This is a genomic window from Chromobacterium sp. (genome assembly GCF_041912965.1).
In the GTDB taxonomy this organism is placed as follows: domain Bacteria; phylum Pseudomonadota; class Gammaproteobacteria; order Burkholderiales; family Chromobacteriaceae; genus Chromobacterium; species Chromobacterium aquaticum.
Window position 1 is genome coordinate 40,023 of sequence record NZ_JAYSGF010000008.1, and the last position, 20,069, is coordinate 60,091.

A 20,069-nucleotide genomic window follows, 5' to 3' on the forward strand; every position below is an offset into this window, starting at 1 on the left:
CGGCTCGCTACAGGCGGTCAAACGATGTCGAGGTGGTCGATGCCTTCCAGCGGATCGCGCGACTTGGAGCCCTCGCTGTACAGCTTGATCTTCAGCCGCAGGTCGTTGATGGAGTCCGCGTTGCGCAGCGCGTCCTCGTAGCTGATCAGGTCCTCCTCGTACAGCTCGAACAAGGACTGGTCGAAAGTCTGCATGCCGCTCTCGCGCGAGCGCCCCATTACTTCCTTCAAGCCGGCGATCTCGCCCTTGAAGATCATGTCGGACACCAGCGGGCTGTTGAGCAGGATTTCCACCGCCGCCACCCGGCCGCGCCCGGTTTTGATCGGCACCAGCCGCTGGGAGATGATGGAGCGCATGTTCAGCGACAAGTCCATCAGCACCTGTTGGTGGCGTTCTTCCGGAAAGAAGTTGAGGATGCGGTCCAGCGCCTGGTTGGCGTTGTTGGCGTGCAGCGTGGCCAGGCACAAATGGCCGGTTTCGGCGAACTGCAGGCCGTAGCCCATGGTTTCGCGGTCGCGGATCTCGCCCATCAGGATCACGTCCGGCGCTTGGCGCAGGGTGTTCTTCAGCGCGATGTCCCAGTCCTCGGTATCCACGCCCACTTCGCGCTGGGTGACGATGGATTTCTTGTGCTGGTGCACGTATTCGATCGGATCTTCGATGGTGATGATGTGATCGTGGTTATGGCTGTTGCGCCAGTCCACCAGCGCCGCCAGCGAGGTGGATTTGCCGGAGCCGGTGCCGCCGACGAAGATCACCAGCCCGCGCTTGATCAGCGCGATGTCGCGCAGCACATGCGGCAGGTTGAGTTGGTCGAAGGTGGGGATTTCGGTGTTGATCTTGCGCAGCACCATGCCGGCATGGCCCTGCTGCACGAAGGCGCTGACACGGAAACGCCCCAGGCCTGGCGGGTTGATCGCGAAATTGGCCTCCTTCTTGGACTCGAACTCCTCGGTCTGGCGGTCGTTCATCACCGCGCGCACCAGCTCCTTGGTGTGCTGGGCGGACAAGGGTTGCGGCGCCACCGGGGTGATTTTGCCGTCTATCTTCATCGCCGGCGGGAAATCGGCGGCGATGAAGACATCGGAGGCGTTCTTGCCGGTGGCGTGTTTGAGCAGATCCAGTATGAACTTGGAAGCCTGGTCTTTTTCCATGATGCGGTCCCGCGAGTCACAATTTCAGTGTAGAGCAGCGCCCGCTCAGAATTGATCCTTGTTGGCGGCCTTTTGCCTGGCGTCCGCCGGCGACACCATATTGCGCCGCACCAGTTCCTGCAGGCACTGGTCCAGCGTCTGCATGCCATGCTGCTGGCCGGTCTGTATCATCGAATTGATCTGGGCGATCTTGTTCTCGCGGATCAGGTTGCGGATGGCCGGGGTGCCGAGCATGATTTCATGCGCCGCCACCCGGCCGTTGCCGTCCTTGGTCTTGAGCAGGGTCTGGGCGATCACCGCGCGCACCGATTCCGACAACATGGAACGCACCATCTCCTTTTCGCCGGCCGGGAACACATCGACGATACGGTCTATGGTCTTGGCGGCGGAGCTGGTATGCAGGGTGCCGAACACCAGGTGGCCGGTTTCCGCCGCGGTCAGCGCCAGGCGTATGGTTTCCAGATCGCGCAATTCGCCCACCAGGATCACGTCCGGGTCTTCGCGCAGCGCCGATTTCAACGCATTGGAGAAGCTGTGGGTCTGCAAGCCCAGCTCGCGCTGGTTGATCAGGCATTTCTTGCTGTCGTGGACGAATTCGATCGGATCTTCCACCGTCAGGATGTGGGAGAAATGGTTATCGTTGATGAAATCTATCATCGCCGCCAGCGTGGTGGATTTGCCGGAACCGGTGGGGCCGGTCACCAGCACCAGCCCGCGCGGAAACGAAGCGATTTCCTGGAAGATCTTGGGCGCGCCCAGCTGTTCCAGCGACAGCACCTTGGACGGAATCACCCGGAACACCGCGCCCATGCCGCGGTTCTGCACGAAGGAGTTGACGCGGAAGCGGGCGATGCCGGGCAGGTCGAAGGAAAAGTCGCATTCGAAGGTGTCTTCGAAGATTTTGCGCTGGTAATCGTTCATGATGTCGTACACCATATCGTGTACATCATGATGGTCCATCGGCGGCAGGTTGATGCGGCGGATATCGCCGTTCACCCGGATCATCGGCGGCAGCCCGGCGGACAGATGCAGGTCGGATGCCTTGTTCTTGACCGTAAAGGCCAAGAGCTCCGAAATTTCCATAATATAATCTCCACGATGACTGCGCCGCCGCCATGCTTGCACGCGCTAGGCGGCTTCATGCTGCTAAAGATGCGGAACCGCCAGTCCGGCGCGGCAGGCCCCGGCGCTGATTGTAAGCTCAACTCAGCCATTTGGGATATCGCAGCCACCCCATATTATTTTAAAGATGCGCGGCCATGCTTCTTTGTAGAAACCCCAGCCCCGGGCAACAAGCCGCAAGGCCCGCGGCACACGACTTCTCGACGCCATGACAGAATCCATCACCCTAGCCTTGCAGCATGTCCGCCAGCGCCTGGCGGACGCGGAACGCGCCGCCGGCCGGCCGGCCGGCTCGGCGCAGTTGCTGGCGGTCAGCAAAACCTTTCCCGCCGCCGATGTCCAGCAAGCCTATCTTGCCGGCCAGCGCGCCTTCGGGGAAAACTATGTGCAGGAGTTGCAGCAGAAATGCGCGGAACTGGCCGCGCTCGACATCGAATGGCACTTCATCGGCCCGCTGCAATCCAATAAAACCCGCCCGGTGGCGGAGCTCGCGCACTGGGTCCACTCGGTGGAACGGCTGAAAATCGCCGAGCGCTTGTCGGCGCAGCGGCCGGAGGCGCTGCCACCGCTGAATGTGTGCATTCAGGTGAATGTGTCCGGCGAAGCCAGCAAGAGCGGCTGCGCGCCGGAGCAGGCGCTGGAGCTGGCGCGCGCGGTGGCGGCGCTGCCGCGGCTCGCGCTGCGCGGCCTGATGTGCATCCCGGAACCCACCGAAGACGCCACGCGGCTGGCGGCGCAGTTCGCGCTGCTGAGCCGGCTGCAACAGCAGCTGGCGGCCGAGGGCCTGGCGCTGGACACCTTGTCGATGGGCATGTCGGCCGACCTGGCCGTCGCCGTCGCCGAGGGCGCGACCATGGTGCGGATAGGCACCGCCATTTTCGGCGCGCGCCATTATCATTGAATGACATCGGCCTGAACGCACAGACGCTCAGGTCGGTTTATAAGGAAAAATCATGCGGATTACCTTCATCGGCGGCGGCAATATGGCCAACGCCATCATCGCCGGCCTGATCAAGCAGGCGGCGCATCGCATCCACGTGGTGGATCCCGACGCCGACAAAGTGGCGCGCCTGCAGCAGGCCTACGGCGTCAGCGGCGGCGCGGCCTTGCCGGAAGCCTTCGGCATCGGCGACATCGTGCTGCTGGCGGTCAAGCCCCAGCATCTGCGCGAGTTGTGCCTGGAACTGGCGCCGCGCCTGAACGGCGCGCTGGTGATCTCCATCGCCGCCGGCGTCCGCCTGGACGCGCTGTGCCGCTGGCTGAACAGCAAGCGCGTGGTGCGGGTGATGCCCAATACCCCGGCGATGATAGGCAAGGGCGTGTCCGGCCTGTTCGCCTCGGTCGGCGTCAGCGAAGACGACCGCCAGGACGCCAACACCGTGATGCAGGCGGCCGGCATCACCATCTGGCTGCAAAACGAGCAGCGCATGGACGACATCACCGCCGTGTCCGGCAGCGGCCCGGCCTATGTGTTCTACTTCATCGAAAGCATGGTGGAAGCGGCGCAGCAAACCGGCTTTTCCGAAGCCGAGGCGCGCCGGCTGGTGCTGGCCACCTTCGAAGGCGCGGTGGAGCTGGCCAAGCAAAGCCCGTTGCCGGTGGCCACCTTGCGCACCAATGTGATGTCCAAGGGCGGCACCACCGAGCGCGCCATCGCCCGCTTTGAGGCGGAAAACGTCAAGCAGGCCATCATCGCCGGCACCATGGATTGCCGCGACCGCTCCATCGAAATGGGCCAACAACTCAGCCAGGATTAAGCCACGCCATGTTCTTCGACACTTTGCGCTTTCTGATCCACACTCTTTCCGGCCTGTTCGTGCTGGTGCTGCTGCTGCGCTTCTATCTGCAAGTGGCACGCGCGCCGTTCAAACACCCGTTGTGCCAGTTCGTGATGGCGGCCACCAATTTCGCGGTGCTGCCCCTGCGCAAGCTGGTGCCGGCGATGCGCGGCTACGACAGCGCCACCATGCTGCTGGCCTGGCTGGTCTCGCTGCTGGCCAATGTGCTGGTCACCCTGCTCAGCTCGGTGCCGGAAGTGTTCACCTTTCCGCAGGTCTGGGTGGCCTTGTCGCTGCTGTCGCTGCTGGAGGTGTTCAAGCAATCGCTGACCCTGCTGATGGGCAGCGTCATCGTGCAGGCCGTGCTCAGCTGGGTCAGCCCCTACAACCCGCTGATGCCGGTGCTGGACGCGCTGACCCGGCCTTTTCTGCGCCCGTTCCGCAAGGCCAATATCGGCGGCGTCGACCTGTCGCCGCTGGTGCTGTTCCTGATCATCCAGGTGATCCTGATGCTGCCGGTGCGCATGCTGGAAGCAAGCTTCTTGACCCAACTCAAGGTAGTACTGTAGGAATTCAGGTTATTTGTCATATTTTTTTGCGGCCGCTCCGCTGCGGCCGTCTATTTGGCAATCGATTTGCATCACCACACAGGAGACTTCCAATGAAAAAAGCACTGCTCGCCGCCGTCCTGCTGAGCGCCGTCGCCACACCCGCCTTCGCCAATCTGCAACTGGCGCAGAAATACAGCTGCACCGCCTGTCATGCGGTGGACAAGAAGATCGTCGGCCCGGCCTATAAGGACGTGGCCAAGAAGTACGCCGGCCAGAAAGGCGCGGAAGCCATGCTGATGGCCAAGATCAAGAACGGCGGCTCCGGCGTGTGGGGTCCGGTGCCGATGACCCCGCATCCGAGCATCCCGGACGCGGATCTGCGCGCGCTGGCCAAGTGGGTGCTGTCGCTGAAATAAGCCATCCAGGCAGTGCAGAACCGGCACGCCCCCCGGCGCGCCGGATCCCGGAAAAAGGCGGCGGATTGCCGCCTTTGAACTGCCTGGGACATTTTATGTCCAAGGTCCTTGCGCCAATGCCCTTTTTAACGATGCTTCAGGCTTGTTACCGGAGTGAAACAACGCTATACCGATTGTCAGCAACAGGGAGTTAATATCACCTAAGCGCCTAAGACAGTTGCAGAAATAGCGGGGCGCCGGTAATCTTCTCCGCCTGTTGCCAACTCTATGCTGGAAGCACCTAATATGGCCAAACTAACCGAACAGGATATCCTCAACTGGACCGGCGACGATTATATGAACGCCGACCATCTTGAGTTTTTCAAAGACCGGTTGTTGCAGATGCAGCAGGAGTTGCTCTCTAACGCAAATGCGACCGCCAACCACCTGCAAGAGCAGGAAGCCACTCCGGACCCGGCCGACCGCGCCACGCTGGAAGAGGAATACGCGCTGGAACTGCGCACCCGCGACCGCGAGCGCAAGCTGCTGCAGAAGATCCAGGCCTCGCTGCGCCAGATCGAAGACGGCTCCTACGGTTTCTGCGAAGACACCGGCGAGCCCATCGGCCTGCGCCGCCTGATGGCACGCCCCACCGCCACGCTGTCGGTGGAAGCCCAGGAACGCCGCGAACGCATGAAGCGCCAGTACGCTGACTGACACGCCGCGCGCTTCACCACGCAAAACGCCCTGCTAGCGCCAGGGCGTTTTTCATTGCCGCGCGGCAATCCCAGCAAAAACAGAGGGATAAACGCCGGGCCGATAGCCTGCGTCTAAGCCCGCGCTTTAAAAAATCAAGCGCCTTAAAGCGCGCCGGCCGCTTGTCTAGCGTCGTGGAATCCGGTTATCTTGCTGCTATGCAAAAACTGAAATAGCAAGGGACACGCTTTATGCAACGCCAGACCGACGACGTCAGAATCCGCGAAATCAAGGAACTGCTGCCGCCCATCGCCCACCTGTACGAACTGCCGATCACCGAGGCAGCCTCGGAAGTGATCTACGCCACCCGCCGCGACATCTCCGCGCTGTTGCGCGGCGAGGACGACCGCCTGCTGGTGGTGATCGGCCCCTGCTCCATCCACGATACCGAAGCCGCCATCGAGTACGCCAAGAAACTGGCGCCGCTGCGCGAGCAGCTGTCGCAGGAGCTGGTGGTGGTGATGCGCGTCTACTTTGAAAAACCGCGCACCACCGTCGGCTGGAAAGGCCTGATCAACGACCCGCTGCTGAACGAATCCTTCGACATCAACAGCGGCCTGCGCATCGCGCGCCGCCTGCTGCTGACCCTGAACGACATGGGCATGCCGGCGGCCACCGAATTCCTGGACATGATCACGCCGCAGTACTTCGCCGACCTGATCAGCTGGGGCGCCATCGGCGCGCGCACCACCGAAAGCCAGGTGCACCGCGAACTGGCCTCCGGCCTGTCCTGCCCGGTGGGCTTCAAGAACGGCACCGACGGCAATCTGAAGATCGCCGTGGACGCCATCCGCTCCTCCAGCGTGCCCCACCATTTCCTGTCGGTGACCAAGACCGGCCACTCCGCCATCGTCTCCACCGGCGGCAACCCCGACTGCCACGTGATCCTGCGCGGCGGCAAGGAACCCAATTACTCGGCCGAGCACGTCAGCGCCGCGGCGGCGGAACTGGTCTCCGTGGGCCTGCCGCAAAAGCTGATGGTCGACTTCAGCCACGCCAACAGCCGCAAGGACTACCGCCGCCAGATGGAAGTGGCCGACGACATCGCCGGCCAATTGGCCGCCGGCAACGCCAATATCTTCGGCGTGATGGTGGAAAGCCACCTGGTGGAAGGCCGTCAGGACCTGAAACCGGGCTGCGAGCTGACCTACGGCCAAAGCGTCACCGACGCCTGCATCGGCTGGGACGACACGGAAAAACTGCTGACCACGCTGGCAAACGCGGTGAAGGCGCGCCGCGCGCGCAAGGACTGAGTTTCAGCGCCAGCCAGGAGATGACGGCGGAGCCAGGCTCCGCCGTTTTTCATTCCGGCGCGCTTCAGGCGCCGCCGCGCAATTGCTCGCCGGCCAAGCGCCCCAGCGTGCGGATCGCCCGCTCCAGTTCCGGCGACCACGGCTGGCCGAAGTTCAGCCGCAGACAATGGCCGAAGCGCGGCTCGGCGGAAAACACCAGCCCCGGCGCGAAGCTGATGGATTCGGCCAGCGCCCGCTCCAGCAGCCGGCCGGCGTCCAGCCCTTCCGGACATTCCACCCACAGCAGCAGCCCGCCCTGCGGCCGCCGCAGCCGCGTGCCCTTGGGAAAGGCCGCCAGCACCGCGTCCGCCAGCTGGCGCATCTGGCGCGCCAATTGCCGCCGCAACTGGGCGGCGAAGCGCGCGTAATCGCCATCGGCCAGCATATCCGCCAACACCGCCAGATACAGCGCCGAGCTCACCAGGCTGCTGCTATTGCTCAAGCGCGCCAGCGCCGCGTGATGGCGGCCGCCGGACAGCCAGCCCAGGCGGAACGAGGGCGCCAAGCTCTTGGTGAACGAGGAACAATAGATCACCTCGCCGCGGCTGTCCCAGGCTTTCAGCGGCGTCGGATGCTGCTCGCCGAAGTAAAGCTCGCCGAACACATCGTCCTCGATAATGGTCAGGCCATGACGGTAAGCCAGCTGCAACAGCCGCTTCTTGGCCTCGTCCGGCATCAGCGCGCCGGTGGGGTTCTGGAAATTGGTCACCGTCACCAGGCAGCGCGGCGCCGGACCATGGCGCAGCGCGAACTCCAGCGCTTCCAGCGACAGGCCGGCGTCCGGCGTGCACGGGATTTCCAGCGCCTTCAAGCCCAGCGTCTCCAGCGTCTGCAACAGGCCGAAGTACACCGGCGTCTCCACCGCCACCGTGTCGCCGGGCCGGGTCAGCAAGCGCAGCGACAGGCTGATCGCCTCGGTGATGCCATGAGTGAACAGGATGGCGTCCGGCTCCAGCGCCAGCTGCCACTGCGCCGCCAGCTCGCACACCAGCCGGTTCAGCCGTGCCTGCTCCTCGCGCGGCAGATAGGCGCCGATCAACTCCGGCCGGCCGCTCAAGGCCTGCTGCAGCCGGCGCGCCAGCGCCGCCGCCGGATACATGCCGCCATGCGCTTCGGCCATGTGCAACTGGGTACCGATGTCCAGGCCGGACCACTCGATCAATTGCGACATGCGGCTGTCCACCCGCACCAGGGTCGCCGCCGACGGCACGCCGCTGGCGGCGGCGCTCGCCCATTGCGCGCGGCTGGGCAAGGCGGCGAAGAAACCGGCGCGCGGACGGGCGCTGACGCGCTGCTGCCGCTCCAGGTGGCGGTAAGCCGCCAACGCGGTCAGCGCATTGACGCCGTGTTCGGCGGCCAAGCGCCGCACCGAGGGCAGCCGGCTGCCGGGCGGATAAGCGCCGCTATCCAGCCGCTGCGCGATCTCGGCGGCAATACGTAGATACAGGGAATCAGTCATCGCTGTTATATAGAACAGATTGGGCGCAGCATAAACTGTTTGCGCCGGCTGTGGGAAGGCGCGGACCCGTGCCTGCGTTAGGCTGGGCGCTACTTTTCATCGCAAGAAAGCGCATCATGCCGTCCACCTTCTGGCGCGACCTGTCGCCCTCCGCCGCGCTGGCCGCGGTGCTGGCCTTATTGGTCGGCTACTCCGGCCCCTTCCTCATCATCGTCCACGCCGCCCAGTCCGCCGGCCTGTCCCCGGCCCAACTCGGCTCCTGGATCTGGGCGGTGTCCATCGGCTCCGGCGTGGCCGGCCTGTGGCTGTCCTGGCGCTGGAAAGCCCCGGTGATCACCGCCTGGAGCACCCCCGGCGCGGCGCTGCTGCTGGCGGCCCTGCCCGGCGTGCCTTATGGAGAAGCGGTGGGCGCCTACCTGGCCGCCGCCGCCATCGTCACCCTGCTGGGCATCAGCGGCTTGTTCGACCGGCTGATGAAGGTATTCCCCGCCGCGCTGGCGGCGGCGATGCTGGCCGGCATCCTGTTCCGCTTCGTCGCGGAGCTGGCCGGCGCCGCCAGCCACGATCCGCTGTTGGTGGTGAGCATGGCCGCGCTGTTCTTCATCGGCCGCCGCTTCTTCCCGCGCTACGCGCTGCCGGCCGCCATCTTGCTGGGCCTACTGCTGGCGGCGGCGCAAGGCCTGTTCCAGCCGCTGCCGGCCCATGGCGGCGACGGCGGCCCCTTGTTCACCGCGCCACAATGGTCGTGGAGCGCCTTCTTCAACCTGGCGCTGCCGCTGGCGCTGGTGGCGCTGACCGGGCAATTCCTGCCCGGCATGGCGGTGCTGTCGTCTTCCGGCTACCACATCCCGGCGCGCTCGCCGGTATCGCTGCTGGGCGCGGTGTCCATGCTGACCGCGCCCTTCGGCGGCCACGGCGTGGTGCTGGCGGCGATCACCGCCGCCATCTGCACCGGGCCGGAAACCCACCCCGATCCCAAGCGCCGCTACGTGGCCGGCGTGATCTGCGGCCTGCTCTACCTGGCGCTGGGCGTGGCCGGCGGCGCGCTGGCCAGCCTGATCCTGACCCTGCCCAAGGCGCTGGTGGCCACCGCCGCCGGGCTGGCGCTGTTCGGCACCCTGGCGTCCTCGCTGAGCGCGGCGCTGGGCGATGAAAGCCGCCGCGAGGCGGCGCTGATCACCTTCGTGGTGGCCGCCTCCGGCGTCAGCATCGCCGGCCTGGGCGCGCCGCTGTGGGCCTTGCTGGCCGGCGGCGCGGTGGCCTTGATCCTGCGCCCGGCCAAGGCCCGGCCCGCCAGCGCCGATGCCGCGCGCCAACGCGGCTGAACCGGCACTGGCCGCGCGGCGGCCAGCATGATAAGTTAAGGGACTGGATACAATATTCCGCACGGCAAGCACCGGGCGGACCCTTCCCACTCCCGAGGAAACCATGTTCGCTGCCACCGTATACGCGCAACGCCGCGCCCGTCTGCAAGCGGCCGGCCTGTCCGGCCTGCTGCTGTTTGTCGGCAATGTCGATTCGCCGATGAACTACCACGACAACACCCTGCCCTTCGTGCAGGACTCCAGCTTCCGTTATTTCTTCGGCCTGAACGAGCCGGGCCTGGCCGGCCTCATCGACGCCGACAGCGGCGAAGCGACCTTGTTCGGCAACGATCCGGACGTGGCCGACATCGTCTGGACCGGCCCGCTGCCCAGCCTGGCCGAACGCGCCGCGCTGGCCGGCCTGACACACAGCCGCGGCTACGCCGACCTGGCCGCCGCGCTGAGCGCCGCGCGCGCCGCCGGCCGCGCCGTGCACTACCTGGCGCCGTACCGCGGCGAAACCCTGATCGAAATGGGCCGCCTGCTGGACGTTCATCCGGCCCAGGTCAAGGACGGCTTCTCCGCGCCGCTGACCCATGCCGTGGTGGCGCTGCGCGAAATCAAGGGCGATGAGGAAATCGCCGAAATGGAAGCCGCGCTGGCGGTGACCCGCGACATGCACATCGCCGCGATGCGCCACGCCAAGCCCGGCGTGATGGAATACGAAGTGGTGGGCGAGATGGAAGGCATCATGCGCCGCCGCGACTGGCAGCTGGCCTATCCGTCCATCTTCTCCCGCCGCGGCGAAGTGCTGCACAACCATCACCACGACAACCGCCTGGAAAGCGGCGACCTGGCGCTGAACGACACCGGCTGTACCTCCGGCGGCGGCTACGCCAGCGACATCACCCGCACCTTCCCGGTGGGCGGCAAGTTCAGCCCGCGCCAGCGCGAACTGTACAACATCGTGCTGGACATGCAGCTGGCCGCCATCGAGGCGATGAAGCCGGGCGTGCGCTATCTGGACGTGCACAAGCTGTCGGCGCGGCTGATGGTGGAAAGAATGAGCGCGCTGGGCTTCTTCCGCGGCGACGCCAACGCCATCGTTGAATCCGGCGCCTACGCCATCGCCTTCCCGCACGGCCTCGGCCATCAGATCGGCATGGACGTGCACGATATGGAAGGCCTGGGCGAAGACCTGGTGGGCTATGGCGCGGACACCGAGCGCAGCCCGCTGTTCGGCCTGGGCTACCTGCGCCTGGGCAAGCCGCTGCTGGCCGGCATGGTGGTGACGGTGGAACCCGGCATGTACTTCATCCCGGCGCTGATCGAAGCCTGGGCCGCCGAAGGCCGCCACAGCCAGTACATCAACTACGACACATTCCGCGAATACCAGGACTTCGGCGGCATCCGCATCGAGGACAATGTCTTGATCACCGCCGACGGCAGCCGCGTGCTGGGCGCGCCGATTCCCAAGACGGTGGAAGAAGTCGAAGCCGCGATGGCCGGCTGAGTCCAGCCGCCACGCCGGTTCAAAGCCGCCCACGGGCGGCTTTTTCCATATGGACGCCGCGCGGGCCAGGGCGCACCATCTGACGACTGAGCCAAGGGGAGCGATGATGGAACAAGTGGAATGCCTGGTGATAGGCGCCGGAGTGATCGGCCTGGCCATGGCGCGGCAGCTGGCGATGGCCGGCCGCGAAGTCGTCATCGTCGAAGCGGAAAGCGCCATCGGCCAACATGCCTCCAGCCGCAACAGCGAAGTGATCCACGCCGGGCTCTACTATCCGCCCGGCAGCCTGAAAGCGCGGCTATGCGTGGCCGGCCGCCAGCGGCTGTACGACTACTGCGCCCAGCGCGCGATTGCCCACCGCCGCTGCGGCAAACTGATCGTCGCCGCAAACGAAGCCGAACTGCCGCGGCTGCAAGCCTTGCAACAGCGCGCCGCCGCCAACGGCGTCGATGATCTGCGCTGGCTGGACGCGGAACAGCTCCGGGCGCTGGAGCCGGCCGTGCACGCCCGCGCCGCGCTGTTGTCGCCGTCCACCGGCATAATAGACAGCCACGGCCTGATGCTGGCCTTATTGGCCGACGCCGAAGCCCACGGCGCGACGCTGGCGCTGAACTCGCCGCTGAGCGGCGGTCGCGTTGGCGACGATGGGCTGGAACTGGACATCGCCGGCCTGCGGCTGCGCGCGCGTTGCGTGGTCAACGCCGCCGGCGCATCGGCGCCGCGAGTCGCTGCCAGCATTGCCGGGGTTCCACGTGAAACCATTCCCACGCCCTATTACGCGCGCGGCGTTTACTTCGCGCTGCAAGGCCGCTCGCCGTTCCAGCACTTGATCTACCCGCTGCCCGAGGCCGGCGGCCTGGGCACGCATCTGACGCTGGACCTGGCCGGCCAGGCACGCTTCGGCCCGGACCTGGAATGGGTGGACGCAATCGACTACCGGGTGGACCCGGCACGCGCCGAGCGCTTCCACGCCGGCATTCGCCGTTGGTGGCCGGCGCTGCCGGAACAGGCGCTGGCGCCGGCCTATGCCGGCATCCGCCCCAAGATCGCCGGCCCCGGCGCGCCGGACGCGGACTTTCTGATCCAGGGCCCGGCGCAGCACGGCGTGCCCGGCCTGCTTCAGCTCTACGGCATCGAATCCCCCGGCCTCACCGCCAGCCTGGCGCTGGCCGAATACGCGGCGGCAACGCTGACGGCATAGCGCCGGGACAAGTTGTCCGCTTACAATCGAACCGTCCCAACCCGCCGCCTTGCCGTCTATGCTCATTCTGAATCAACGCCAGCAGGAGTTGCTGGCCCTGGTCAAACGCGACAGCTATGTCAGCGTGGAAAAGCTGGCCGAACATTTCTCCGTCACCCGGCAGACCATACGCCGCGACATCGCGCTGCTGGCCGAGCACCAGTTGCTGCAACGCTATCACGGCGGCGCCAGCGTGCTGTCCAGCGTGGAGAACGTCGCCTACCAGGCACGGCAAGTGCTGTGCATAGACGAAAAGCGCCGCATCGCCGAATGCCTGGCGCGCCACATCCCGGACAACGCCTCGCTGTTCATCAATCTGGGCACCACCACCGAGGAAGTGGCCAAGGCGCTGCACCAACACCGCGGCCTGCGGGTGATCACCAATAATCTGCACGTGGCGGACACCATGTGCGACTACCCGGACTGCGAAGTCATCGTGCTGGGCGGCATGCTGCGCAAACGCGACCGCGGCATCACCGGCGAAGCTACGGTGCAGCTGATCCGCCAGTTCCGCGTCGATTACGGCATCATCGGCATTTCCAGCATCGAGCTGGACGGCACGCTGCGCGATTACGACTACCGCGAGGTGCGCAGCGCCGAGGCCATCATCCAGCAATCGCGCCACGTGTTCCTGGCCGCCGACCACAGCAAGTTCGACCGCCCGGCGCTGGTGGAACTGGGCCATCTGTCGCAGATAGACGCGCTGTTCACCGACCAGCCGCCGCCGCCCGCCGTCGTCGAGCTGATGCGGGAGGCGGAGACTCAGTTGTACGTGGCGGACTGACAGTCAGTCCTCTTAGAACCTGTTTACGATCTCGCGAGCAAGAGCGAGACAAGGCGAAAACGAGCGAAAAAGCGGAATGTACACCTGGTACATGAGCATTTTGAGCTTGGTTTCAACGCCGTATCGCCGACACGCAGCAGATCGTAAACAGGTTCTTAAGGCTGCTGCCGCGTCGCCGCTAGCACGATCTCGCGAATGCACACATTCTGCGGCTGCTGGTAGGCATAGACGATGGCGTTGGCCACATCCTCGGCCGCCAGCACCCCGCCCATTTCCTGTTTCCAGGCTTCGTAACCGGCCTTGATCGCCTCGCTGCTGGTATGCGACAGCAGCTCGGTGTCCACCGCGCCCGGCGCTATCGTCACCACCCGCACGCCGTGGTCCGCCACTTCCTCGCGCAGATTCTCCGACATCGCGTGCACCGCGAACTTGGTGCCGCAATAGGCCACATGGTTGGGGAAGGTCTTGCGCCCGGCCACCGAACTGATATTGATCACCGTGCCGCGCTTGCGCTCCACCATGCCGCCCAGCACCGCGTGGATGCCGTTGAGCAGGCCATGCACATTGACGTCGAACATGGTTTTCCACTCTTCCGGCGCCTGCTCGGCCATCTGGCCCAGCAGCATCACGCCGGCGTTGTTGACGATGGCGTCCACCGGCCCGAAGCGGCCTTCCGCTTCCGCCACCGCAGCGGCCAGCTGGGCGCGGTCGGTCACGTCCACCGCGCGGCACAAGGCATTGGGCAAGGCCAGCGCTTCCAGGCGCTCCACCCGGCGCGCCAATAGCAAGAGCGGATGGCCTTGTTGCGACAACAAACGGGCGGTGGCGGCGCCGATGCCGGAACTGGCGCCGGTGATCACGATGAGGGCTTTAGTCATGGGACTTCTCCTTTAGCAATAGAAATAACTGATATCAAATCCTTGAGCAGCACTATAATCCGCTGAAGATTCCACGAAAAATCGTTTATTCCACTTGCTGCCATCGGTTTAATTTATGGACATCCGCTCGCTCAAAGCCTTCATCGCCGTGTTCGAAGAACGCAACATCACCCAGGCCTCGGCGCGTCTCTACCTGAGCCAGCCTGCGCTGTCCGCCACCATCCGACAACTGGAACAAGAGTTGGGCGCCGAGCTGTTCCAGCGCCAGCCGCGCGGAGTGGACGTCACCGACGCCGCGCGCCTGCTCTACCCGGAAGCGCGCCGGCTGGTGGAGGAAGCGGAGGGACTGAAGCAGTTGTTTCGCGGCCGGCAGGACTGCCTGCCGCTGACGCTGGGCGTGGCCGCGGACCTGGGCCAGGCCGACGTGGCGCGTGTGCTGACGGCGGCCTACCGCGCGGTGGATGGCTTGCTGCTGGAACTGGCGGCGGGCTGCGCCGGCGACGCGCGGCTGGACGAGGATGCCAGGCGCTGCGAGGACGAGTTGTTCCTGCCGCTGTGGGAAGAGGATTATGTGCTGACGATGCGCGCCGACGCGCCGCTGGCGGCACAGCCATGGCTGCGGCCGGCGCAATTGCTGGGCCAGGATCTGATTGCCTGCCCGGAACACTCCTCGCACCAGCGCTTCGCCAGCCTGCTGGGCGCGGCGGCGCGGGAACTGGCGGTGGCGGCGCGCTGCGCCACCTTGAACCAGGCGGCGACGCTGGCCGCCGCCGGCGCCGGCATCGCCTTCATCCCGCGGGGACTGGCCAAGGACCACCCGGAGCTGCGCTGTGTGCGGCTGGACCAGGCGGAACTCAGCCGCCGCGTCGGCCTGTGCTACGCGCCGGACGCTTTGGCCAAGCCGGCGCTGGCCCGTTTGAAGCAAGGCCTGGCCGCCAGCTGAGAACCTGTTTTAAGAGCGGCTGACAAAACTCAGTTTTACGCCTGAGGCAAGCCGCGCCGACGTCGGCAGTGCCTTGAGTACGGCAAGCCGGCGCAACACGGCATCAGCGGTTTTGTCAGCCGCGCTTGGTCTTACTGCACCGCGGCGAAAGCCTTGGCCACATAAGGCGCATTGGCGCGGGTCAAACCGGCCACGCACATGCGGCCAGTACCCACCAGATAGACGCCGAAACGCTCGCGCAGAGCATCCACCTGCGCCTGGCTGAAGCCGGTATAGCTGAACATGCCGCGCTGATGGACCAGATAGGCGAAGTCCTGCTCCGGCAGCGCCTGCTTCAGCACTTCCACCAGAATGCCGCGCATTTCCAGAATGCGGCCGCGCATCTCGTTCACCTCGGACAGCCACAACGCTTTCAGCTCGGCGTCGCCCAATACCGTGGCGATCAAGCGCGCGCCGGTGGTGGGCGGGTTGGAGTAGTTGCGGCGCACCGTGGCCTTGAGCTGGCCCAACACCAGTTCCGCTTCGGCCTGGCTCGGGCATACCACCGACAGCCCACCGCAGCGCTCGCCGTACAGCGAGAAGATCTTGGAGAAGGAATTGCTGATCAGGAAAGACAAGCCGGCGTCGGCCATCGCGCGGATGGCGTAGGCGTCTTCCTCCAGCCCGGCGCCGAAGCCCTGGTAGGCGATGTCCAGGAACGGAATCAACTGCTTGCGCTTGGCCAGCGCCACCACCTGATCCCACTGCGCATTGTCCAGGTCCGAGCCGGTGGGGTTATGGCAACACGGGTGCAACAACAGGATGCTGCCGGCCGGCAGCGTTTCCAACGTGTCCAGCATCGCGGCGAAGTTCACGCCTCGGGTTTGCGTATCGAAATAGGGGTAGCGGTTCACCGCGATGCCGGCGCCTTCGAAGATGGCCACGTGGTTATCCCAGGTCGGATCGCTGACCCACACCTGGGCATCGGGGAAATAGCGCTTGAGGAAATCCGCGCCCACTTTCAGCGCGCCGGAGCCGCCCAGGGTCTGGATGGTGGCGACGCGGCCTGCGGCCAGCGCCGGGTGTCCCTCGCCGAACAGCAGCTCCTGCACCGCCTTGCGGTAGGCCGGCAGGCCGTCCATCGGCAGATAGGTGCAAGGCGGCGTCGGCAAGGCCGCCAGCTTGGCCTCGGCTTGCCGTACCGCGTTCAGCCGCGGAATGCGGCCCTGCTCGTCGTAATACAGGCCGATGCTGAGATTGACCTTGTCGCCGCGCGGGTCCTTGCCGAAGGCGTCGACCAGCGACAGGATGGGATCGCCGGCATAGGCGTCGACGTGCTGAAACATGCGTTTCTCCTTGAGTAGTGTGGTATCGCCTCGTGCAACCATTTAGAACGTGTTTACGATCTCGCGAGCTAAGGCGAGACAAGGCGTTGCGGCAGAGAAAGCGGAATGTACGGTTGGTACATGAGCATTTCGAAGCGGGTTTCAACGCCCTTGTCTAACTATTCCGCCGACGCGCAGCAGATCGTAAGCAGGTTCTTACGCCGCCCTCTGACGGGGCGGTGAAGACAAGCCATTGTGCCAGATAGGTTCAGGACCCGGCCGCCAGATCGTCGCGCTTCAGCGCCAACAACATCGCCGCGATCCACGGCAGGATCAGCCAGCCGCCCAGCACATTCAGCGCCGCCACCAGCTTCAGCCGCGGGCTGCCCACCAGCGCCGCGGTCAGCGTGGGCACCAGGTAAGCGCTGCCCAGCGCCAGCGCATTGCCCAGGTACATCGCCCATTGCTGCCACTGCGGCTCGCCGCTGTAAGCGCCATAAGCCCACAGCGCCAGCGCGGCGGCCAGCACCGTGAAACAGAGCTTGCGCACCATAGTCAAAATCTTCATATCTTTCATCCGTTCCCGCCGTCGCCGCGCCATCAGCGCCGCGACAATGAAATGCCAAGCTTAATCAGGCTTGCGCCAAGATGGCAAAAGCAATCGCTTAAATCAGACAGTTTGCGCCACATTTTTACCAAACAGCGCAAGATTGACATGCATCATCCAAGCATGGGATTCCCATTTCAACTAATGCGAACCATCTGCCTACAATCTGCTTGCCCTCACCGCCAAACCGCCGCACGCTTAGCGCGCGGCCAACATGAGCCGTCTCGCACCGCGACTGACCGCTCTGAGAAGAGGAATGCATCATGACGCCGCGCCCTACCCTGCTTGCCCTGGCCACCGCCCTTGCGCTGGCCGCCCCGCTCGCCGACGCCTGCTCATCGCTGATCGTCGGCAAACAAGCCTCCGCCGATGGCTCCATCATCATCGCCCGCAACGAAGATTATTACATCAATAACTGGAACAAGCGCCTGGTGCTGCATCCTGCGCGCGCGGCGGCCAAGGATGAAATGCTGAGCTTCAAGAACGGTCTGAAAGTGCCGGCTCCGGCGCAGTTCCACCGCTACAGCGGCCTGATGGACTGGAACGGCGACAGCGCCGGCGGCGACGGCCTGTACGAGGAACGCGGCGTCAACGAATTCAATGTGGCGGTATCCGCCACCAATAGCGCGGAAATCAACGCCCGCGCCAAGAAAGCGGACCCGCTGCTGGACAGCGGCGTGGTGGAGGCGGTGATCCCCTCGCTGATCCTGCCGCAAGCCAAGACCGCGCGCGAAGGCGTGGAACTGCTGGGCCGCTATATCAAGCAATACGGCGCCGGCGAAGGCAACGGCGTGCTGATCGCCGATCCGAACGAAGCCTGGTACATGGAAATCGGCTCCGGCCACCACTGGCTGGCCTATCGCGTGCCGCAGGACAGCTATTTGATGGTGGCCAACGGCCTGCGCCTGCACGACATCGACCTCGCCGACCGCGCCAATGTGATCGCCAGCCCCGGCCTGGCCGAGTTCGCCGCCAAACACCAGCTGCTGGCCAAGGTGGACGCCAAGCGCTTCAACTTCGCCCAGGCCTTCGGCGTCACCGGCGACAAATACAATGTGGACCGCGAATGGCTGGGCCAGCATCTGCTGAACCCGGCGCTGCGCCAGGCCACGCGGCAGACGCAATACCCGCTGACGCTGAAGCCGGAACACAAGATCGCGGTGGCCGATGTGGCCAAGGTGCTGCGCGCCACCTTCCACGGCACCGCGCTGGCCAAGCTGAAGGACGCGGACCGGCCGATGGGCGTGGACCGCACCATAGAAACCCATGTCATCCAGCTGCGCGCCGGCCTGCCCAAGGAACTGGCGGCGCTGACCTGGCAATCCTTCGGCAGCCCGGCCGGCGCGGTGCTGGTGCCGATGTATGAAAACGCGATGAAGGACATCCCCGCGCCGCTGCGCGCCGGCGCCGCCACTTACGAGAGCGGCTCCGCCTACTGGGCCTTCCGCGCCAACGCCACGCTGGCCCAGGCCAAGCCGGACAAGTATCTGCCGGTGCTGGCGCAATGGCAGGCACGGCTGGAGCGGCAGTTCCAGGGCCAACAGCCGGCGGTGGACGCGATGCTGGCCAGCCTCTACGCCAGCCAGCCGCAAACCGCGATCGGCTTCGCCGGCCAGTGGAGCGGCGGCAATATGCTGAGCGCGGTGCAATCGGCGCGCGACGTGCACGCCGGCCTGCTCACCGACCTGACCAAGGCCAGCGAGAAGAAATACAGCCCGGAGGAGCTGGAAAAAATCAAAAACCTATAAGTAGCTAGCAGCCAGGAGCGGCCCCGGCAAACCCGGCCGCTCCCGCCAGCCCGGGCGTGTTATCTTTATGGCATTCCCTTCGCCCGGCTGGCTATGCCATGACCCTCCACATCGACACCGATCCCGCGCGGCTGGACCGCGAACGCATCTATCGCTACCTGTCTGAACAGTCCTACTGGGCGCGCCAATTGCCGCGCGACATCTTCGAGCGCTCGCTCGCCAATTCGCTATGCTTCGGCGCCTACGCCGCCGACGGCGAGCAGATCGGCTTCGCCCGCGTGATCACCGACTACGCCACCTTCGGCTATCTGGCCGATGTCTTCGTGGTCGAAGCCTGGCGCGGCCAGGGCGTGTCCAAGCAATTGATGGCGGCGGTCAACGCCCATCCCGGCCTGCAAAACCTGCGCCGCCTGCTGCTGGCCACCGCCGACGCCCACGGCCTGTACACGCAATTCGGCTTCGGCGCGCTGTCGCGGCCGGAACGGTTGATGGAAAAGCTGGACGCCGAGGTCTACCAACGGCTGGCGGCGGATACCGGGAGCGTGGCATGAGCGTGCGCAAGCAGTTCTGGGCCGACCCCTACCAGACCGAGCTGCGCACCACGGTGGCGCGGGTGGAAGGCCCACGGGTCTGGCTGGACGCCACCCTCTTCTACGCCTTCTCCGGCGGCCAGGAAAGCGATAGCGGCAGCATAGGCGGCTGCCCGGTGTTGCTTGCGGAGAAACAGGACCAGGACATCGCTTATACCCTGGCGGACGACCATGGCCTTGATGCCGGCGACGCGGTAACGGTGGCGATAGATTGGCCGCGCCGCTACCGGCTGATGCGGCTGCACTTCGCCGCCGAACTGGTGCTGGAAACCATTTGCCGCGAACTGCCCGACGCGGAAAAAATAGGCGCCCACATCGCCGAGGACAAGGCGCGCATCGATTTTGCGCTGGCGCGGCCCATCACCCCACTGCTACCCGCCATCGCCGCCAAGGTGCAGGCGCTGATAGACGCTGATCTCGCCATCGTCAGCGCCTATTCCGACGAGCAAAACCAGCGCCGCTACTGGGAACTGCCCGGCCTCTACCGCGTGCCCTGCGGCGGCACCCATTTGCGTCGCAGCGGCGAAGTGGGAGAACTCAAGCTCAAACGCAAGAACGTGGGCCAGGGCAAGGAAAGAGTGGAGATCACACTGGCGCGGCCATAAGAAAACCGCGCCGGAGTACACGGCGCGGTTGGGGTTTCACGTGAAA

General features: G+C 65.2%; 20 protein-coding genes. 14 read left to right on the forward strand and 6 right to left on the reverse strand.

Going from position 1 to position 20,069, the window contains the following annotated elements; genetic code table 11:
* Positions 1-17 precede the first annotated feature (17 nt).
* Complete coding sequence (locus ACE3QM_RS06065) at positions 18-1,154, reverse strand: PilT/PilU family type 4a pilus ATPase (protein ID WP_048411310.1); 1,137 nt, start codon at positions 1,152-1,154, stop codon at positions 18-20.
* A gap of 45 nt (positions 1,155-1,199) precedes the next feature.
* Positions 1,200-2,237, reverse strand: coding sequence for a type IV pilus twitching motility protein PilT (locus ACE3QM_RS06070; RefSeq protein WP_048411309.1), 1,038 nt, complete (start codon positions 2,235-2,237; stop codon positions 1,200-1,202).
* A gap of 247 nt (positions 2,238-2,484) precedes the next feature.
* Between ACE3QM_RS06070 and ACE3QM_RS06075 the strand changes: the two genes are divergently transcribed.
* The 6 genes from ACE3QM_RS06075 to aroG all read left to right on the forward strand — a co-directional run bounded on the left by ACE3QM_RS06075 (position 2,485) and on the right by aroG (position 7,009).
* Entirely contained in the window at positions 2,485-3,177 is a 693-nt protein-coding gene (locus ACE3QM_RS06075) for a YggS family pyridoxal phosphate-dependent enzyme (RefSeq protein ID WP_374420934.1), read from the forward strand.
* Positions 3,178-3,229: 52 nt separating this feature from the next.
* Complete coding sequence (gene proC, locus ACE3QM_RS06080) at positions 3,230-4,033, forward strand: pyrroline-5-carboxylate reductase (RefSeq protein WP_374420935.1); 804 nt, start codon at positions 3,230-3,232, stop codon at positions 4,031-4,033.
* A gap of 8 nt (positions 4,034-4,041) precedes the next feature.
* Positions 4,042-4,623 carry a YggT family protein gene (locus tag ACE3QM_RS06085; RefSeq protein ID WP_048411306.1) on the forward strand — a complete coding sequence of 194 codons (582 nt, stop codon included), beginning with the start codon at positions 4,042-4,044 and terminating at the stop codon, positions 4,621-4,623.
* Between the two features lie 92 nt (positions 4,624-4,715).
* On the forward strand, positions 4,716-5,021 hold the full coding sequence (locus tag ACE3QM_RS06090; protein WP_048411305.1) for a c-type cytochrome: 306 nt from the start codon (positions 4,716-4,718) through the stop codon (positions 5,019-5,021).
* A 285-nt stretch (positions 5,022-5,306) separates the two neighbouring features.
* A complete protein-coding gene (dksA, locus tag ACE3QM_RS06095) occupies positions 5,307-5,717 on the forward strand; it encodes an RNA polymerase-binding protein DksA (RefSeq protein WP_019102526.1) in 411 nt (136 codons plus the stop codon).
* A gap of 230 nt (positions 5,718-5,947) precedes the next feature.
* Entirely contained in the window at positions 5,948-7,009 is a 1,062-nt protein-coding gene (gene aroG, locus ACE3QM_RS06100) for a 3-deoxy-7-phosphoheptulonate synthase AroG (protein WP_048411304.1), read from the forward strand.
* 64 nt (positions 7,010-7,073) lie between these two features.
* On the opposite strand, the gene ACE3QM_RS06105 is transcribed toward aroG, so the two are convergent.
* Positions 7,074-8,507, reverse strand: a complete 1,434-nt coding sequence (locus ACE3QM_RS06105; RefSeq protein WP_374420940.1) for a PLP-dependent aminotransferase family protein — start codon at positions 8,505-8,507, stop codon at positions 7,074-7,076.
* Between the two features lie 116 nt (positions 8,508-8,623).
* Between ACE3QM_RS06105 and ACE3QM_RS06110 the strand changes: the two genes are divergently transcribed.
* From ACE3QM_RS06110 to ACE3QM_RS06125, 4 genes are all read left to right on the forward strand, one after another.
* Positions 8,624-9,832, forward strand: a complete 1,209-nt coding sequence (locus ACE3QM_RS06110) for a benzoate/H(+) symporter BenE family transporter (RefSeq protein ID WP_374420942.1) — start codon at positions 8,624-8,626, stop codon at positions 9,830-9,832.
* A gap of 103 nt (positions 9,833-9,935) precedes the next feature.
* Positions 9,936-11,324 (forward strand): aminopeptidase P family protein, encoded by a 1,389-nt coding sequence (locus ACE3QM_RS06115; protein WP_048411301.1) that lies wholly within the window; start codon positions 9,936-9,938, stop codon positions 11,322-11,324.
* A 103-nt stretch (positions 11,325-11,427) separates the two neighbouring features.
* Complete coding sequence (locus ACE3QM_RS06120; RefSeq protein WP_374420944.1) at positions 11,428-12,525, forward strand: NAD(P)/FAD-dependent oxidoreductase; 1,098 nt, start codon at positions 11,428-11,430, stop codon at positions 12,523-12,525.
* A 58-nt stretch (positions 12,526-12,583) separates the two neighbouring features.
* Positions 12,584-13,348: a DeoR/GlpR family DNA-binding transcription regulator gene (locus ACE3QM_RS06125; protein WP_048411300.1), complete on the forward strand. Its 765-nt coding sequence runs from the start codon at positions 12,584-12,586 to the stop codon at positions 13,346-13,348.
* 155 nt (positions 13,349-13,503) lie between these two features.
* On the opposite strand, the gene ACE3QM_RS06130 is transcribed toward ACE3QM_RS06125, so the two are convergent.
* On the reverse strand, positions 13,504-14,226 hold the full coding sequence (locus ACE3QM_RS06130) for an SDR family oxidoreductase (protein ID WP_374420946.1): 723 nt from the start codon (positions 14,224-14,226) through the stop codon (positions 13,504-13,506).
* Positions 14,227-14,341: 115 nt separating this feature from the next.
* On the opposite strand from ACE3QM_RS06130, the gene ACE3QM_RS06135 reads away from it, so the two are divergent.
* Complete coding sequence (locus ACE3QM_RS06135; protein ID WP_374420949.1) at positions 14,342-15,169, forward strand: LysR family transcriptional regulator; 828 nt, start codon at positions 14,342-14,344, stop codon at positions 15,167-15,169.
* Between the two features lie 131 nt (positions 15,170-15,300).
* Here the strand turns inward: ACE3QM_RS06135 and ACE3QM_RS06140 are convergent, their stop codons facing one another.
* Positions 15,301-16,494, reverse strand: coding sequence for an aromatic amino acid transaminase (locus ACE3QM_RS06140; RefSeq protein WP_374420951.1), 1,194 nt, complete (start codon positions 16,492-16,494; stop codon positions 15,301-15,303).
* 247 nt (positions 16,495-16,741) lie between these two features.
* Positions 16,742-17,041: a superinfection immunity protein gene (locus ACE3QM_RS06145; RefSeq protein WP_048411296.1), complete on the reverse strand. Its 300-nt coding sequence runs from the start codon at positions 17,039-17,041 to the stop codon at positions 16,742-16,744.
* A 302-nt stretch (positions 17,042-17,343) separates the two neighbouring features.
* On the opposite strand from ACE3QM_RS06145, the gene ACE3QM_RS06150 reads away from it, so the two are divergent.
* The 3 genes from ACE3QM_RS06150 (at position 17,344) to ACE3QM_RS06160 (ending at position 20,023) form a co-directional block, all read left to right on the forward strand.
* Entirely contained in the window at positions 17,344-18,828 is a 1,485-nt protein-coding gene (locus tag ACE3QM_RS06150) for a C69 family dipeptidase (protein ID WP_374420953.1), read from the forward strand.
* Between the two features lie 98 nt (positions 18,829-18,926).
* Positions 18,927-19,379, forward strand: a complete 453-nt coding sequence (locus ACE3QM_RS06155) for a GNAT family N-acetyltransferase (protein WP_374420955.1) — start codon at positions 18,927-18,929, stop codon at positions 19,377-19,379.
* Positions 19,376-20,023: an alanyl-tRNA editing protein gene (locus ACE3QM_RS06160; protein ID WP_374420956.1), complete on the forward strand. Its 648-nt coding sequence runs from the start codon at positions 19,376-19,378 to the stop codon at positions 20,021-20,023. Before ACE3QM_RS06155 ends, ACE3QM_RS06160 begins: the two co-directional genes overlap by 4 nt.
* The last annotated feature ends 46 nt before the right edge of the window (positions 20,024-20,069 follow it).